At 43.1% G+C, this 16,951-nt stretch carries 19 protein-coding genes; 13 read left to right on the plus strand and 6 right to left on the minus strand.

What is annotated here, in order from left to right:
* Window positions 1–3: 3 nt before the first annotated feature.
* Together DKT73_RS13330 and DKT73_RS13335 are read left to right on the plus strand one after the other, a co-directional pair.
* Window positions 4–1,557, plus strand: a complete 1,554-nt coding sequence (locus DKT73_RS13330) for a sugar ABC transporter ATP-binding protein (RefSeq protein WP_111639053.1) — start codon at window positions 4–6, stop codon at window positions 1,555–1,557.
* Between the two features lie 29 nt (window positions 1,558–1,586).
* Window positions 1,587–2,630: an ABC transporter permease gene (locus DKT73_RS13335; protein WP_111639054.1), complete on the plus strand. Its 1,044-nt coding sequence runs from the start codon at window positions 1,587–1,589 to the stop codon at window positions 2,628–2,630.
* Between the two features lie 162 nt (window positions 2,631–2,792).
* On the opposite strand, the gene DKT73_RS13340 is transcribed toward DKT73_RS13335, so the two are convergent.
* Together DKT73_RS13340 and DKT73_RS13345 are read right to left on the minus strand one after the other, a co-directional pair.
* On the minus strand, window positions 2,793–3,821 hold the full coding sequence (locus DKT73_RS13340) for a LacI family DNA-binding transcriptional regulator (RefSeq protein WP_111639055.1): 1,029 nt from the start codon (window positions 3,819–3,821) through the stop codon (window positions 2,793–2,795).
* Window positions 3,822–3,867: 46 nt separating this feature from the next.
* On the minus strand, window positions 3,868–4,062 hold the full coding sequence (locus tag DKT73_RS13345; RefSeq protein ID WP_332871656.1) for a hypothetical protein: 195 nt from the start codon (window positions 4,060–4,062) through the stop codon (window positions 3,868–3,870).
* A 199-nt stretch (window positions 4,063–4,261) separates the two neighbouring features.
* Between DKT73_RS13345 and DKT73_RS13350 the strand changes: the two genes are divergently transcribed.
* Window positions 4,262–5,107, plus strand: coding sequence for a MurR/RpiR family transcriptional regulator (locus DKT73_RS13350; RefSeq protein ID WP_111639057.1), 846 nt, complete (start codon window positions 4,262–4,264; stop codon window positions 5,105–5,107).
* Window positions 5,108–5,194: 87 nt separating this feature from the next.
* Here the strand turns inward: DKT73_RS13350 and DKT73_RS13355 are convergent, their stop codons facing one another.
* The 3 genes from DKT73_RS13355 to DKT73_RS13365 form a co-directional block, all read right to left on the minus strand.
* Window positions 5,195–5,377 (minus strand): PFL_1563 family small protein, encoded by a 183-nt coding sequence (locus tag DKT73_RS13355; RefSeq protein WP_024025667.1) that lies wholly within the window; start codon window positions 5,375–5,377, stop codon window positions 5,195–5,197.
* Window positions 5,378–5,499: 122 nt separating this feature from the next.
* Window positions 5,500–6,192, minus strand: a complete 693-nt coding sequence (locus tag DKT73_RS13360) for a ChrR family anti-sigma-E factor (RefSeq protein ID WP_111639058.1) — start codon at window positions 6,190–6,192, stop codon at window positions 5,500–5,502.
* A gap of 5 nt (window positions 6,193–6,197) precedes the next feature.
* A complete protein-coding gene (locus DKT73_RS13365; protein WP_111639059.1) occupies window positions 6,198–6,773 on the minus strand; it encodes an RNA polymerase sigma factor in 576 nt (191 codons plus the stop codon).
* 212 nt (window positions 6,774–6,985) lie between these two features.
* Here DKT73_RS13365 and DKT73_RS13370 point away from each other — a divergent pair, with 212 nt between their 5' ends.
* The 10 genes from DKT73_RS13370 to DKT73_RS13415 all read left to right on the plus strand — a co-directional run bounded on the left by DKT73_RS13370 (window position 6,986) and on the right by DKT73_RS13415 (window position 15,851).
* The gene (locus tag DKT73_RS13370; RefSeq protein WP_232827877.1) at window positions 6,986–7,429 is read left to right on the plus strand and encodes a nuclear transport factor 2 family protein; all 444 of its coding nucleotides are present in this window, start codon (window positions 6,986–6,988) and stop codon (window positions 7,427–7,429) included.
* A 27-nt stretch (window positions 7,430–7,456) separates the two neighbouring features.
* Complete coding sequence (locus tag DKT73_RS13375) at window positions 7,457–8,212, plus strand: SDR family NAD(P)-dependent oxidoreductase (RefSeq protein ID WP_232827878.1); 756 nt, start codon at window positions 7,457–7,459, stop codon at window positions 8,210–8,212.
* A gap of 74 nt (window positions 8,213–8,286) precedes the next feature.
* Entirely contained in the window at window positions 8,287–9,537 is a 1,251-nt protein-coding gene (locus DKT73_RS13380) for an NAD(P)/FAD-dependent oxidoreductase (protein ID WP_111639062.1), read from the plus strand.
* Window positions 9,531–10,313 carry a DUF1365 domain-containing protein gene (locus DKT73_RS13385; protein ID WP_111639063.1) on the plus strand — a complete coding sequence of 261 codons (783 nt, stop codon included), beginning with the start codon at window positions 9,531–9,533 and terminating at the stop codon, window positions 10,311–10,313. The genes DKT73_RS13380 and DKT73_RS13385 overlap by 7 nt, the downstream gene beginning before the upstream one ends.
* 32 nt (window positions 10,314–10,345) lie before the next feature.
* Window positions 10,346–11,614 (plus strand): SAM-dependent methyltransferase, encoded by a 1,269-nt coding sequence (locus DKT73_RS13390; protein ID WP_111639064.1) that lies wholly within the window; start codon window positions 10,346–10,348, stop codon window positions 11,612–11,614.
* 14 nt (window positions 11,615–11,628) lie between these two features.
* Window positions 11,629–12,138 carry a DUF2878 domain-containing protein gene (locus DKT73_RS13395; RefSeq protein ID WP_111639065.1) on the plus strand — a complete coding sequence of 170 codons (510 nt, stop codon included), beginning with the start codon at window positions 11,629–11,631 and terminating at the stop codon, window positions 12,136–12,138.
* 103 nt (window positions 12,139–12,241) lie between these two features.
* Window positions 12,242–12,988 (plus strand): hypothetical protein, encoded by a 747-nt coding sequence (locus DKT73_RS13400; RefSeq protein ID WP_111639066.1) that lies wholly within the window; start codon window positions 12,242–12,244, stop codon window positions 12,986–12,988.
* 60 nt (window positions 12,989–13,048) lie between these two features.
* Entirely contained in the window at window positions 13,049–13,603 is a 555-nt protein-coding gene (locus DKT73_RS13405; RefSeq protein ID WP_111639067.1) for a DUF3833 domain-containing protein, read from the plus strand.
* Window positions 13,604–13,712: 109 nt separating this feature from the next.
* Complete coding sequence (locus DKT73_RS13410; RefSeq protein ID WP_232827879.1) at window positions 13,713–15,443, plus strand: EAL domain-containing protein; 1,731 nt, start codon at window positions 13,713–13,715, stop codon at window positions 15,441–15,443.
* Between the two features lie 57 nt (window positions 15,444–15,500).
* Window positions 15,501–15,851: a DUF6164 family protein gene (locus tag DKT73_RS13415; RefSeq protein ID WP_111639068.1), complete on the plus strand. Its 351-nt coding sequence runs from the start codon at window positions 15,501–15,503 to the stop codon at window positions 15,849–15,851.
* A gap of 16 nt (window positions 15,852–15,867) precedes the next feature.
* On the opposite strand, the gene DKT73_RS13420 is transcribed toward DKT73_RS13415, so the two are convergent.
* Window positions 15,868–16,833 carry a DMT family transporter gene (locus DKT73_RS13420; RefSeq protein ID WP_111639069.1) on the minus strand — a complete coding sequence of 322 codons (966 nt, stop codon included), beginning with the start codon at window positions 16,831–16,833 and terminating at the stop codon, window positions 15,868–15,870.
* Between the last annotated feature and the right edge of the window lie 118 nt (window positions 16,834–16,951).

Genomic DNA, 16,951 nt, shown 5'->3' on the forward strand with positions numbered 1-16,951 from the left:
GTTATGAATAGCGCAGCAGTTGAGGAAACCGTGTCTGTGAATGGCGCAACTCCTCCCAAAGACCATTCGTGTGAATATGTATTAGAAGTTGTCAATGTGTCCAAGGGGTTTCCTGGCGTGTTGGCATTGGACGATGTGTGTTTGAAAATTCGTCCGGGTACGGTCCATGCGTTAATGGGGGAAAATGGTGCGGGAAAATCCACCTTGATGAAGGTGATTGCCGGCATTTATCAGCCAGATAGTGGCGAAGTGAGATTAAGAGGAGAGCCGGTTACCTTAGAAACACCTCTGAAAGCGCAAGAGTCTGGCATTGCTATGATTCATCAAGAGTTACTGTTGATGAATCAAATGACAGTGGCCGAAAATATTTGGATTCGACGAGAGCCAACCAATGCCTTTGGCTTTATTGATCATGCCAAAATGGCCCGCATGACGGAAGAATTATTCGTCCGTCTTAATATTAAGCTGGATCCAGAGGCTGAGATTAGCACCTTGTCTGTGGCGAATCGTCAGATGGTTGAAATCGCCAAAGCCGTGTCTTTTAACTCGGATGTATTGATCATGGATGAGCCGACGTCTGCTATTACTGAGACCGAAGTGGCGCATTTATTTGAGATTATTCGAGGCTTACGCAAACGAGGTATTGGTATTGTTTATATCACTCATAAAATGAGTGAGTTATTTGAAATAGCCGATGAGTTTTCTGTGTTTCGTGATGGAAAATACATTGGCACGCATGCTTCAGCTGACGTCACCCGTGATGAAATCATCCGAATGATGGTGGGTCGCAATGTGGATCAGATGTTTCCAAAAGAGGAGGTTGAGCTTGGTGATGTCCTCTTATCGGTTAAAAATTTAACCCTTAGTGGTGTGTTTCATGATGTGTCATTTGATGTGAGAGCCGGCGAAATATTAGGCTTTGCAGGTCTTGTCGGTTCAGGTAGATCCAATGTCGCAGAGGCCATTTTTGGTGTCACTCCTGCAGATTCAGGCTCCGTGTGGATTGAGGGCGAAGAAGTCCATATCAACAATCCTAACGACGCGATAATGAAGGGGATGGCGTTTTTAACAGAAGACCGAAAAGAAACAGGTTGTTTCTTGTCTTTGGACATTCAAGAAAACATTCAGTCCGCTGTTTTGCATGAGCATTTTGTCGGTGGCGGTGGTTTTGTTGATCAAAGAAGACTGAACGAAGAATCTGAAGCTTTGTGCAAAAAGTTACGCGTAAAAACCCCAAACATGGAAGAAGCCATCGAGAACCTCTCAGGTGGCAATCAACAAAAAGTGTTGATTGCTCGTTGGTTACTGACCCATCCACGTATTTTGATTTTAGATGAACCCACTCGAGGTATTGATGTTGGAGCAAAAGCTGAAATCCATTCTCTGGTTACCAAGTTAGCCCATAAAGGGGTCGCGGTTATCATGATTTCTTCTGAGTTACCTGAAGTACTAGGGATGAGTGACCGCGTACTGGTTATGCATGAGGGGCGTGTGACTGGCATCTTAGATCGTTCAGAAGCAGATCAAGTATCGGTAATGAATTTGGCCGCTCAATAGCACAAGAATTAGAAAAATAAGAGGTTCTTATGACGACGTTAGACAACACCATGAAAGAAGTAAACGACAACCCAGATGCGCAAAAGAAAAAGCGTATACCTGCGGAAGTCAGTATTTTATTAGTTTTGATTGGCATCTCCGTTATGTTTGAAATACTCGGCTGGATTTTTGTCGGTCAGAGCTTTTTAATGAATATGAGTCGGTTGCAAATCATCATATTACAGGTTTCTGTTATTGGTATTATTGCCATAGGGGTCACCATGGTCATCATAACCGGAGGAATAGATTTGTCTTCTGGGTCCGTGGTGGCGATGTCGGCCATGATTGCTGCAACGTTTGCTCAATCCAGTAACTGGCCCAAGGTCATTTCTCCAGCGCTAACAGATTTACCTTTTTTTGTACCCTTGATGGTGGGTTTAACGGTTGGGGCATTGGCTGGCTTTGTGAATGGTTGGCTCATCACAAAAACGCGTATACCCCCGTTTATTGCCACATTAGGCATGATGGTGTCGGCTCGAGGTGTGGCTCGTTGGTATACCGATGGTAGCCCTGTGTCTGGTTTTACCAATGAATTTGCCATGTTAGGGAATGCCTTAGATCGTTGGATGCCCGTTGTTATCTTTATTATTGTGGCCATTATTTTTCATGTGGTCATGCGCTATACCCGATTTGGAAAATTCACCTACGCTATAGGTGCAAACCCTCAAGCCGCGCGTGTATCAGGCATTAATATAGATCGTCACTTAATCAAGGTTTATACCATTGCGGGTTTATTGGTTGGGTTGGCTGCCATGGTGGCTATTGCACGCATTAAAACAGCGCAGGCTGGTATGGGACTGATGTATGAATTGGATGCGATTGCCGCTGCGGTCATTGGTGGTGTGTCTTTGTCTGGTGGGCGAGGTCGTATTGCGGGGACGGTGATCGGTGCTTTGATTTTGGGTGTTATGCTTTCCGGTTTTACGTTTCTACGCATTGATGCCTATTATCAAGACATAATCAAAGGTGCCATCATTGTTGTTGCGGTTATCATTGATCAACAACGCCAGAACAAACGTAAGAAAACCACTTAGAGTAGAGCATTGTCTAGTCAGATACATTTATACTCCCATTGCAGCTTAGTGTTGACTAAGCTGCTTTTTTATCTCTGCTGTTGCGTTGTTTTTAACCAATTTTGCGTGCTGGCGTTTACGTTATTCTTTTAATGTGTTGGTAGGTAATGTTTAAACGAGTTTTTATATATTTTCAGCAATGTGTAGTTCGACAGAAAGCTGAACAGGGGCAAGTATTTTGGGGCTTTTATGGCTGAAGAATTCGGCAAATAAGTCGGAAAGTTTATGTGCAAGTTTTTGTACCGGAGTGGCGAGGATCATATCGATTGTCCCGTCACATAACGCCAAACGTGTGTCGCAGGTGAGTTCGTTACAAATAAGGGTTATCTTTTGATTTTTTTGGACTTCTTTTAATGCGTTTATAATACCGTTTACGCCACCTCCAGCACTGTAAATAGCGATCAGATTTTGGTGGTTGTCGAGCAGTGCTTTTGTCGCTTGATAGGCCAGTGTTTCATCATCTAAGTTGGTTAGCGGTGGGAGCAACTGAAAAGAGTGCTGAATCTCACGGAAATAGGAAATAAAACTTATTTCGGCAATATCTTGATTTAAATAACGATGACTTCCGAGAAGAATACCAATTTCTCCTGGTGTTGTTGTTAATCTTGAGATCGCCCAAGCTGCAGTGCGGCCTGCTTTGCGATTATCAACACCTATATGACCTGTGGTGGTGGTAGATAGAGGAGACAAAATAGTAAAAACGGGAATACCTTGTTCAACCAGTGTTTCAATCTGATGATTCAGTATGTGATCGTCTAATGCAACAAGCGCGATGCCATCTGCGTGCTTACTTTCCTCAATGATGATATTAGTAATGTATTCAGCCGTTACTTCATCCATAAAAACGATGTTAGTCTCAAACTGAAACTGTGTCTCCTGTGCACAGGCTTGACGAATGGCTTTTCCCATCGTCGTGTAAAACTCATCATTACTGCGTTGCAATAAAATGGATAATCGTTTGCAGGGCTTGGACTCTCGAACACGTTTTTTGAGTAGCCCAGACGCATGGTAGCCAATGTCTTCTGCAGCAATGAGTACACGCTGGGACGTGGACTCTCTCACCTTTGATCGTCTGTTTAGTACTCTATCAACGGTGGCGGTACTGACGCCTGCTGCGTCAGCTAAGTCTTGAATGGTGGGCCGTCTAGCCATAGATAAATAGCCTACTACTGGTGTGTATTAGAGCGCGCTTTTGGTTTTATTCGGATGTTTCTTGGTTGTCGTCGAATTTATAAAAGAAATTCCATAAACAATAAAAAGTAATGCCGGCCGCAATAATCCCCCAGAAAGGTTCTCCTGATAGCCATTCCACCAGCGTCCAGCCAAAACAGAAGACGGTAGCGGCGACACGACGCCATTTAGGGCGAAAAAATTTACGATCAGCTTCGTTCAAAATACGAGTCCTATTTTTATATGATTTCTTCAGTTAGAGACGATATCTAGCGGTTTCATACTAGACATGTTAGTAAGCACTAAGTTAGAATTTTTATTCTAAAATTGCAATAATTTCTTCTCTCCTAATACGCCCTTTGTTTCATTATGCTGCTGTGCTTGCGGTTATTGGAGAGAACTTTGAGTACAGAGAGTATTTTATGTCAGACGTTGCGCCAGAGTCATTGACGGACTTAAAAGAGACGATTAAACAGCATTATCCAAAGTTGAGTAAGCGGTTGCGTCAAGTGGCAGAGTTTGTTCTAGATGCGCCCAGTGACGTAGCATTTGGTACGGTTGCCGTGTTGTCAAAAGACGCTGGAGTTCATCCTTCTACTTGGGTTCGCTTTGCTAATGCTTTTGGTTTTAGCGGATTTAGTGAAATGCAGAAATTATTTCAGCAAAATCTTATGGAGGAGGCGCCAAGTTACCAAGATCGAATTCGTATGGCGAGAGAAGCTTTTGGGGATGAAAATAGTGAACAATCGCCTTCTCAACTTTTAACTCGATTTTCCCATGCAAACGCGATTGCCCTTGGGCATCTGGGAGAAACCACCGCGGCTGAGGATTTGGATAAAGCCATACAAATATTGTCCCAAGCCCATGCAGCGCACGTTGTGGGAGTAAGGCGAGCGTTTGTTGTGGCCAGTTATTTTGCCTATGCATTACGTCATATTGATCGAAAGGCTTATTTGATTGACGGCGTGGGCGGTATGTACAAAGAGCAAGCCAGTGCGTTGGATGAGAACGATGTGATGATTGCGGTGAGTTTTCATCCTTATGCGGAAGAAACTCAGATGGTGGCAAAAGCCGCGGCTGACAAAAAGGTGCCTCTTATTGTGATTACAGACAATCAAATAAGCCCTTTGGCGTCCATTGCGTCGGTTTGTTTTGTCGTCAAAGAAGCTGAAATTCAGTCTTTTCGTTCGTTGTCTTCTTCGCTTTGTTTGGCGCAGGCATTGTCTATTGGCTTGGCATACGAGTTAGAGAAAAAGAACGCTAGATAAACCAAGGGCTTGATTATTCAAGGGTTGGCTTGTACCGAGTGTTCTTTTACTAACCCATTTTCAACCGGATAAACAAAATACGAAAGCTTATTGAGCTTTCGTTTTGCTGTTACCAAGAGAAATGTGGCGTGATCCTGTTAACTGAGATTGTCCGCTAACCCCTGAATCGATTTTATCTATCTGTCCACCGCGCGCAAGAAACTCTTGCATTTGCTTTTCAATGGATTCCGAAGTTTCCGAAGCAGCCGGCTGTTTCTTTTTAGTTGCCATGATAAATAGTCCTTGTTTTTAGATTGAACAAGGACTATACCAGAATTTCATAAAATTTGCTTGTTATTGGCTAACGTCTGCAATCGTGTATCTATCTTGAGTAGCGTTGAGCCATCCTGTTATTAGTGAGAATGAGGATGGTAACGGCGAATAATCGGATTTAACAACCTTGTTAACCAACCCGTAAACTCAATAGGTGCATCTAGCACAGTCAAACAGATGCATTCCGCGTCTTTTGTGACTATCGGCTTGTGCTTATGACTGGCATCACGATTGATGAAATCACCTTGGCGATAAATGCCACTTTCATCCGAGAATGCTCCTTGTAATACAAGGGTGATTTCGTCACCTGTATGAGTGTGAGTGGGCATATGCGCGCCTGCTTTCACTCTGGTTAGAGCAACTTGTGCCCCACCTTCTTCATTGTAAAGCGTGGCAATCTTAAACGAGGGTGACAGGCGTGTCCAAGTTAGATCGTCGTAGCTTTTGGTAATGAACTGGCGCAGGCTACGTGGAATGGCGTAATCATCCCATCGAATCGCTTTGTCCTCTTGCGGCGATACCTTATGCTTCTCTTTTGGACTAGGCTGTTGCGCTAGGTTCTTAAAGAAACTGTCTTTCAGGTTACTGAGTTGACGGTGCTCCGTCTGTACCTGATCAAACAGGTGTGAGCCAAGCATTTCCAATTTTCTGATTTGCTGTTGGCATTCAGGGCAGTGTTCTAGGTGTGTGGACACACACAAGGAATGCGCCAGAGGGAGTGAACCAGCAGCGTAGTCAGTGAGTATTTCAATCGATGGATGGTAGTGGATCATCGATACTACCTCTTAACGTAAATAGTGAGTTTATGCAAAGCAAGGCGAACCCGAGATTTTATCGTTCCAAGAGGAAGAGATAATTCTTCAGCGGCTTCCTTGTGCGTTTTGCCTTCTAGATAGACTTTTGACAAAACCTGCTTTTGGTCTGGCGGTAATTTGTCTAAGCCTTGCTGAATACGCTCTTGGTCTCTTTTTTGCTGTGCGTCTTTAAATGGATCGGCGTTTTCGTCAATCACATATTCCCAAAGGTATTCCGGATCAATGTCCGATTGATGCCGACTGTTCCGACGTAAGTAGTCAATACGAGCATTTCTCGCTAAGGTAAATACCCAAGTATTGAGTGACGCCGATTCAGGTTTGTAAGTGTGTGCTTTGTTCCAGATGCGTATCATGACTTCTTGCGCAATGTCATCGGCCATTAAATTAGCACCGGGTTGTGCGGCAAGACAGAAGGATCTTACTTTAGGAACATAGTGATCGAACAAACGACCTAAGGCGGCTTGATCTCTATGTTCAGCAACGGCATATATGTCCGTGACTCTTTGTTCGTCGTTGGGTAGTTGAATTGCGCGTTCCATTTATCGCTCCAAAAAGCAAAATTGTCATACGCTTAGTTTGCGCTGTATCAAATATACGCTGTCTTTATTCGTGTGGATCACTTTTATTTATTTAAATAGTAGTGTTTAAATTAGCCTTAAAAGTGATCCAAATTGGGCGTTTGTGCGTTAAATACAATATGGTGACACAAAAACATGCCCTATTGGGTAAATAGCTAAGGTAAGTGATGAATATGACGGACGCAAATATGGCTTCCAATTCTTTGTTAATTGAGCGCTTTAAGATGTTTTATCAAGACGTGAAGCATCCGCAGCTAGACAAAATGGGTGATGTTTACACTGAAGATGTGCTTTTTAAAGATCCCGTACATGAGTTGCGCGGCGCTGAGAACTTACATGCTTATTTATCCGAAATGTGTGTCAACGTTCACAGTGGGCGCTTTGAATATTTGGATCAGCTCGTATCTGAAAATACAGCCTACATCAAATGGAATATGCATTTTAAACACCCCAAGCTAGGCAATAAAACCATTACAGTACGCGGCATGAGTCAGGTACAGTTTAATGAGCGCATTTATTTTCACGAAGACGTGTATGACCTTGGTCAGTTGATATACGAACACGTGCCTTTGTTGGGAACGGCAGTAAAAGGGTTGAAAAAACGCTTAGCCAGATAGTTTGAGGAGATAATAAGGGAGATGAGAATGGACAAAGGTATTGTGTGGATTACTGGCGCCAGTTCCGGAATTGGTTTAGCGTTAACAAAGCAGTATTTAGACGCTGGGTGGCAAGTGATAGCAAGTGCGAGAACAAAAGGTGAGTTGGTTTCTCTGTCAGAGACTTATGAGAGCTTAACCTTTGTTCCTTTTGATATCTCTGACGATAGCCAAGTGCATGCAGTAAGAGAAGCGCTCTTGTCGCACACCGCGCATTTAGATTGTGTCATTTTAAACGCGGGTACTTGTGAATACCTCGATATGACGGATACCGATCCTGATTGGAAAATGATGGATAGAATCATGTCAGTCAATTTTTTTGGATTGGTGAACAGTGTGGATGTGTGTTTGCCCTTGTTAAAACAATCTTCGCGTCCACATTTGGTGGGCGTGAGTTCGCAAGCGGTTCAGGCGGCTTTCCCACAAGCCGAAGCTTATGGTGCTAGTAAAGCGGCTGTGCGTTACTTTCTATCCTCTTTGCGCATGGATTTAAAGCAATTCAATATTGACGTAACTTGTCTTTTGCCAGGCTTTGTTGACACGCCATTAACGCAAAAAAATACCTTTTCCATGCCTTTTTTAATGTCATCCGATGACGCCGCGAAAAGAATGTTTACCGCATTGGCTTCTCGTCCTTTTGAATTTGCCTTTCCCAAGCGTTTATCTGCCATGTTGTGGGCAGGGCGGCACTTTCCAAAATTATGGTTGTCTATGTTGGCACCTAAAAAAAATTCTAATCAGTAACATAACCAGTAACAGTAGACGACTGTATCAGCTTGGCTGGTTTAATGACGACACATATTCTAAGGGGACAATGAGTGAAAATTGCCATAATTGGTTCAGGGATTTCTGGCTTAACCAGTGCGTATCTTTTGCAACAACAACACGACATAACGGTATTTGAATCGGCCGATCGTATTGGTGGTCATACCGCAACGGTGGAAGTAAAAGAAGCGCAAGGCTCTCGGGCAATTGATACAGGGTTTATTGTTTTCAATGATTGGACTTACCCCAATTTTATTCGGTTAATGGATGAGCTGGGAGTGGCTTCTAAGGCAACAGAAATGAGCTTTAGTGTGAGTTGTCAGGACACAGGACTGGAATATGGTGGTAATAATCTCAATACGCTCTTTGCGCAGCGCCGTAACCTGTTGAACTTTTCTTTTATTGGCATGCTAAAAGACATTCTTCGTTTCAACAAGGAAGCGATCCAAGATCTAGAAAGTGGGCAGCTAAAAGAAGGTGTGACGCTGGGGGAGTACTTGCAAGAAAAGGGCTACGGCCATCGTTTCGCGAGTCATTATCTTATTCCGATGGGAAGTGCAATTTGGTCGTCAACGCTGGATGAGATGATGGCGTTTCCTTTGGTGTTTTTCGTACGTTTTTTTAAAAACCATGGCTTATTAAGTGTCAATGACCGTCCACAATGGCGAGTTATTGAAGGCGGTTCATCGGCATACTTAAAGCCTTTGATTGACACCTTTAAAGATCGTATCCAGCTTGGCGCGACGATCGACAAGGTTCATCGCTCTGAAACCAATGTGGTGATTCACTTTGCAGATGGTTCTACGCAGGCCTTCGATCAAGTGGTGTTTGCTTGTCATAGTGATCAGGCGTTGGCTTTGTTGGCGGACCCTTCTGTAGACGAGCAAGCGGTGTTATCGGCACTTCCTTATCGAAATAACGATGTCGTTCTTCATACTGACACAAGATTATTGCCGAAGAAAAAACTTGCCTGGTCCAGTTGGAATTACCATCTTGGAAAAGATCGCACTAAGCCTGCGACGCTCAGCTACAATATGAATATTTTGCAGCATTTTTCCAGTGATACGACTTATGTGGTGACCTTGAATCAGACAGATATGATTGCAGAAGACAAAATAGTCGGGCGCTTTCAATATTCTCATCCTACCTTCACCTTGGCAGGTATCAAGGCGCAAGATCGTTGGTCAGATATTAATGGTGTTAATAAAACTTGGTTTTGTGGGGCTTATTGGCGTAATGGTTTCCATGAAGATGGTTGTTGGAGCGGCGTGCGTGTTGCGAATGGATTGGGAATCACATGGTAGATTTTTTGCCTAAGCACAGCGCCATATATTATGGCACTGTGCGGCATCGTCGTTTTTTACCGCGTGCTCATGCGTTTCGTTATCGTGTCTTTATGATGTATTTCGATTTGGATGAGTTAGGTAATGTGCTGGGAATGAGTCCTTGGTGGTCTATGAAGCCTTGGTCCTTGGCTCGATTTTCTCGCCAAGATTACTTTGGTGAATCGTCTGTATCCATTAAACAGGCGGTGTTATCTGAAGTGAATGGGCGTTTGGGTTTGGATCTATCAGGCCCAGTACGTATGCTGACAAATTGTCGGTACTTCGGATTTATTATTAATCCGATCACTATTTATTACTGTTTTGATAACAATGAGCGACTACAAGCCATGTTGCTTGAAGTAACCAACACCCCTTGGCGAGAAAAAATACCTTACGTTTTAAAATGTGATCCGCTTCAGTCTACGCAGCGTATGCAATTTAACAAGGCTATGCATGTATCGCCTTTTCATCCGATGGAACATTTTTACGATTGGCGAAGTAATGTTCCTCATAAAAAATTAGCAGTGCACATGCAAAATAAAGAGCTGGTAGGGGAAAAGTGTGTGTTTGATGCCACCTTATCGCTGACTCGAATGCCGTTAACGTCTTCTACCATGGCCAAGGTGTTGTTTCGTTATCCTGTCATGACAATGCAAGTGGCCTTTGGCATTTATTGGCAAGCACTAAAGTTATGGATAAAAAAGGTGCCTTTTTATTCGCATCCAAACTCATCGTCTACCACTAAGATCAAATAGGTAGAAAAATTGCATTTAGGAGATTAATCATTATGAACTCCGTTAGTATGGAAAATCAGAAAGTGAGAAAAAATAACACAACAACATGGTTTGATACGTTAGCACGCAAGATGGTGTTTGCGATGTTAGGAAAATTGGAGATTGGACATCTAACCTTAGATGAGAATGGCAAAACCTATACCTTCGGAGAAGCCAAGGACAGCACCCGTTATATCGCGCATATTCAAGTTCACGATATTCATGCTTATCGTGATGTATTCCTAAACAGCAGTATTGGTGCTGGCGAAGCCTATATGAAAGGCTGGTGGTCTTCTTCTGATGTGGTGGCAGTGATTCGTTTGATGGTGGCCAATCTCAGTTTGATTAATAAAATGGATGCTAAACGCCCTATTTGGAGTCGTATTGGTGCGAAAATTGTTCATAAACTGAACGCTAATACCAAGAAAGGCTCCAAAGATAACATTTCCGCCCACTACGATTTAGGCAATGATTTCTTCTCTTTATTTTTAGACCCTACGATGATGTATTCATCGGCCGTTTATCCACAGATAAATTCTTCTTTGGAAGAAGCGTCGGTGAATAAATTGGATCGAATTTGTCAAAAGTTGCAATTGAGCAAAGACGACCATCTATTGGAAATAGGCACGGGTTGGGGCGGTATGGCGATTCATGCGGCGAAGCACTATGGCTGCCGAGTGACCACGACCACCATTTCCAAAGAACAGTATGAGTTTGCCAAGGCGCGAGTAGAATCAGAAGGTTTACAAGATAAGATCACCTTGTTACTTGAAGATTATCGTGATTTGCAAGGTCAATTCGATAAGCTTGTTTCTATCGAAATGATTGAAGCGGTGGGCCATGAATACTATGACAGTTATTTCTCTAAGTGCAGCGAGCTGTTGAAGCCGCACGGCGTGATGGTGATTCAGGCCATTACCATTGCTGACCAACGTTATGATTATGCACGCCGTTCCGTTGATTTTATCCAGCGCTACATTTTCCCCGGCGGATGTTTACCATCAAATCAAGTGATTGCTCATAAAATAGCCTCAAAAACAGATATGCAAATAGTCGGTCTTGAGGACATTACAGAACACTATGCGAAAACTCTAGCCGATTGGCGTACGCGTTTTCATGCGGCCCGTCATGAAGTGACGAACATGGGATTTGACGACGTGTTTTGTCGTATGTGGGACTTTTATTTGGCTTATTGCGAAGGCGGTTTCAAAGAGCGCGCCATTAGTACAGGGCAATTTGTGTTTGCGAAACCCGATCATCGTTTGTCTATTGCGGCAAATTGAAGGGAGTATATGGCATGAAATCTTTACTGAATGCCATTTTATTTCAAACAGTTTGGTTCATCTGTTTACTAGCGGGAAACCTTTGGGCTCTCGCTGTCACCATTCTGTATTTGTTCTTACATGATCGTTATTTTATGCATACCCGAAGAGAATGGCGTCTATTTGCGGTCTTTTTAATGTTGGGTCTCTTGGTGGATGGCACCTTGTTTCAGGTGGGAATATTTTCCTCTTCTGCCAATAATCTAGACTCAATAAAATGGCCGCCTGTTTGGTTGCTGTGTCTTTGGGTAAGTGTTGCTACGTTATTTGCCCACAGTCTATCTTTTCTTCGTTCTCGGTATCTATTGGGTGCGTTAATGGGTGCTATTGGGCCGACATTGAGTTATTTTGCTGGAGCAAAGCTGTCAGGTATTAGTTTAGCAGAACCTATTGGGCTGACTTTATTGATTGTAGCGATTGTTTGGTCGTTGGTGATACCTTTGGGGATCTGGCTTAGCGAGAAATGGGCATTGTTTGATGCATAAATTTTCTCGTATTTGCTTGCATATCAGTGCTCAGTTTACCTGATAATGATCTCACTTGATGATAAGTAAGGGTATGGCGTAATCTAAAATGTAAGGGTGAGAAATGAAGCTATCTTTTGTGTGTTTGCCGCAGAAGCGGTCCTTTGTGACATTGTTTTTTTCTTTATTATTGAGTGCCTACAGCTTAGCTGATACGCCAGCCGCTGGTGATGCTGCCTTCTCTAAAATAGTAGGCAGTGCTTATAGTTTGAAAACAGGCGCATTATTGTATCGAGAAACGCATCAAATGCTCGATGACAATAGCCATAAAGTGGAATATTCAGAGCCAGATGGTCGTGTTTTTGCAAATAAAACGCTCGATTATTCTCAGTCGCGCATCGCACCCAGTTTTTCTCAGGTTAATGAACGCAATGGAGAAACCATAGAGGTCAAACAGGTAAATAACCGCTTGCAAGTGAACTATTTAGAAAATAGTACTGCACAGCCTGAAGTGGGTACCATTCCGTTGGTGGCTGGTATTGTCGTTGATGCCGGTTTTGATGGCTTTGTTAAGCAATATTGGGACACCTTAAAGACAGGCAAACAGATGGACATCGAGTATTTGGTGCCTAGCCAACAAACGACTTTTTCTTTTCGAGTTGCTAAAGCCGAGTGCCTTGATGGAACTCAGGATAAGGCGGTTTGTTTTGCGCTATCTCCCATCTCTTGGTTCGTGAAAATGGCCGTGGACCCGATTGTGGTTGCCTATGATCCTGTAGAAAAGACGTTATTGCGTTTTACTGGTCGCGCCAACATTTGTGATGAAAATGGCAAATACCAGAGTGTAGATATTCAGTATCATTATTTTTAATACATCACTGCGACGCTTTTTTATTTTGTCTATGACAGTGCAGATTCTAAGGAAATGACTATGAAAAACATATGGTGTTCTATCACAAGTAAAATAATGGCGGTCGTGCTGAGCATGTTGCTGTTAACCGCCTGTTCAACCCCAGATGTCTCTCTGTACGCTAAAAATGAGCCTAAGTTTGAGTTACAAACATTTTTTTCGGGACCTTTAACCGCGCATGGTATTTTGAAAAACCGCAGTGGTGAAGTGATTCGTTATTTTAATGCTACTTTAGAAGGGAGCTGGGAAAATGGCGTTGGAACGTTAGCCGAAGTCTTTGTTTTTGATGATGGTGAAGTCCAAAATCGTACTTGGACCATGACACCGAATGCGCAAGGTCAATATACGGCAACAGCGAATGATGTGATCGGTTCCGGTGACGTAAAAATAGCCGGCAATGCCCTGTTTATGAATTATGTCTTACAAGTTCAGTACGACGGTGACTTGATAGAGGTGAATGTAGATGATCGCATGTATATGGTCAAAGATGGCGTTGTCATTAACGAGTCAGTCATGACAAAGTTCGGTGTTGAAGTTGGTTATCTTTCTATCGTGATTGAAAAAGTATCCAACTAACTTATGTTATTCAAGACAAGGTTCCTTATGCCATGTCATAAAGTGAATAATACGTAGGATGCTTTATGACTGGCCCTCATAGAGATACACGGCAATTAGTTGACGTAATATGCTATATATTAAAGGACTGCTTGATGCGGTCTTTTTTATGGGCGTTTGTTGGTGTCTCTGTAAACAGTCGGGGTTTGTTGTCACAATACGAAGTCGTCGTGGACAGTGTGAGCTTTATTTTGATGGAACAGAAGAGGAGGGAAGCGGTGGTATGTTGAGCGACATCGGGGCACTAGCCTTTATTGAAAAGAAGATGATTTTGTTGTGTGGTTTACTTTCTGTGTTGTTTACGGCTCTTTTTTTTGCTGCTGGGCTTTATGTGTTTTTATTAAATGACTTAGACAAACGAACCGATATGGCAAGAAATGCTTTGTCACAGCACATGGACAGTATTTTTACAGAGTTACAACAGGTAGCAGATAGCAGCGATGTAATGTGTGAAAAAGCGGACATTGACCGTTTACGACGCGCCACTTTTTATTCTCCTATTTTTAAAGAATTTGGGCTTTTTAATGCCAACTTTAAAGTCTATTGCTCTAACTTGGGGCCCATTAATATTTCTGTCTATAAATCAATCGTGTCACGTATACAGGAAAGCAAGGATCGTAAAACCGTATCATTGATGAATTCGAATACCTTGGGAGAGTCTACCTTTTTTGCTTTTTACCAAAGACCTGACGGACTGGGGGTGAATGGCTTAGCACCGCCAAGCAGTTTTGCGATGACGGTGGATCAAATATTGCTGCCTGATTATGCGTATGAATTAACCCTTGGCAAGCAAGTGTTGTTCTCTAATCGAAACCATATTGTGTCTGGTCTGTTAGAAACCAAAAAAGAGACGCTTGATGACTGGGCAATCGAATTAGAGGTGCTTTTAACAACCGATCTATATGAGAGTCGCTTGCTAGCACTGTGGCCCTTTATGTTTGTGTGTTGGCTATTGTTGGCTATTATTTTTTGCAGTGGATATTCTATTTCTGCTTATTACCGACGTTCTCTAAGGCATTGCGTCAAACGAGCTATTAAAAATAATGCCATGGAGGTGTATTTTCAGCCCATTGTATCGCTGAACGTGGAGGGGCAATATGAAATGGAAGCCCTGATTCGTTGGCGTTCTGCGCATCATGGTCAAGTTTCTCCCCTTGTGATTGTTGATATGGCGGATCGGCTTGGTTTGATCGATGAGTTAACGTGGATGGTGATTCGTAAAGTGGGGGATTTTTATCGAGATTATCCAGCACCCTTGCGCGACATTAATATCTCGGTGAATGTAGACAGACACAGCTTATTGAAAGAGAGTTTTGCGCCGAATTTGGCCAGTATTCTTGATGAATACCCTGAGCTAAAAGGGCGTTTAGGTCTTGAAGTAACAGAAACCAGTGCCTTAAATGCCATTGATCTGCCTCTTATGGTGAGTCGTTTTGAACACATTAAAGCGTTAGACATTCATTTGTCGGTAGATGATTTTGGCACTGGCTATGCGGGATTGGATTTTTTGCGTCGTTTCCCATATGACACCTTAAAGTTGGACCAGATATTCATTGCGAGTCTAAAAGACGACCAGTTTACCCGTCAGATATTGACCTCGGTGACTAAGCTGGCAAAAGAATTAAACATGAAGTTGGTAGCGGAAGGCGTGGAGCGAGAGGATCAGCTTGATGCCGTCAGAGAGCTTGGGGTTGACAGAGTTCAAGGGTACTACTTCTGTCGGCCATTACCCAAAGAGCAGGTGATCGCTTGGATAGAAGAGCACGCTGCTAACATGCAGCAGGACAGTACAAGATTGTAATATTGTCTGGCATCTCTTACTCTCTACCGCTCATTTTTATGCGTAAGGTTGTATTCTATGGCGACGTTGGTTTTTCGGCTGAAATATGTTCCAGATGAAGAAGCGGATGATATTCGTCAATTATTAGCGGATCACGATATCGACTTTTATGAAACTTCTGCAGGTCGCTGGCAAGTCTCCATGGCTGGCTTGTGGGTAAAAGACAAGGAACAAGCCACCAAAGCGCGGGAGTTAATCCGCGAAGATCAAATGGCTCGTGCCCAAACCATGCGTCCTATTTCTTTTGGGCAGTGGATTCTTGGGTATTTACAGCATGCTCGCCAAAATCCAGCGGAAGCCTTTTTTACTTTGATTGCGATTATTTTAATTCTGGGGTTGTCTATTATGCCGTTTACGCTTTGGTTATAGGATGGATAAGGGAAGGCTAGACGGCTTCATTCAGTGCCTTTGTCATTAAAGCTGCTTTACGTTGCACTCTCGCGCTGATCAATTGCACATTAATGGCACTGACGATCACAATCAACATACCAAATAAGCTTAATAAGTCGGCATGAGAAGAGCTGATACTGCCTGACCACCATCCTAACGCCACACACAATTCCGTTAATATAAAGGCCATTACGGGTGTCAACGCAATGGAAGCGCTGACTTGTACGGTTTGCCAGTAACGCATGGCTTGTGCGAACGCACCATATGCGACCAATGTGTTTAGGCAGCAAAAAGCCGCAATCCAAGCGTCGTCAGAAGACATTTTCAATAGCTCACTGGGCGATGAGAATGGCAACATCACGATCAAGGCATAAACATAAATTGCCAGCAAAATATTTGTCGGGGCGAGGCGTTTGAACAATGATTTTTGCAATAAAGCATACAGAGACCAAGCCGCAGCAGACAGTTGGATAATAGCAAAACCAACCCACATTGAGCCTTGACCATCTTGTCCAATAACGGGATGAAAGAAGATCAACATGCCCAAGCCAATTCCGACAAAACACAACCACTGCTGCCAGTTAATGCGTTCTTTTAGGAAAAATAATCCGCCTAAAGCGAGGAAAAGAGGGGCGATTTGAAAACTTAATTGTGCAGAGCCAGGTAATAAAAAGTCTAAGCTCCATGCAAAGCTGGTGTAGTTAATGATGAGAAAGGTTCCAGCGGCCAAAAGCCGTAGCCAGTCCTGTTTTGTTAGCCATTTAAATTCATTTAACTTTCCTCGCCGCCACTGCCATAACCCCAATATAAGAGCCGCGACAGAGAAACGTAGCCAAGTGAGCGTGATGGGGTCGGAAAAGTGGCCAGAGAGTTTTAACGCAATAGGTAGCATCCCCCAAAAGAGCACAGTAACAGCGCTAAAAAAAAGACCGTACAGGAACGTCTGCTTGGCAGTGGGCATGACAATAGCCTTATAAAACGAGAGAAAATCAGAAAAGTCATATTGGCTTTCCTTAGGGATTAAAGCCAATGCATAATAGTTCTAATCATTATGCAGAAATCGAGATTTGCTTATGATT

The organism is Marinomonas shanghaiensis, from assembly GCF_003259175.1.
Lineage (GTDB): Bacteria > Pseudomonadota > Gammaproteobacteria > Pseudomonadales > Marinomonadaceae > Marinomonas > Marinomonas shanghaiensis.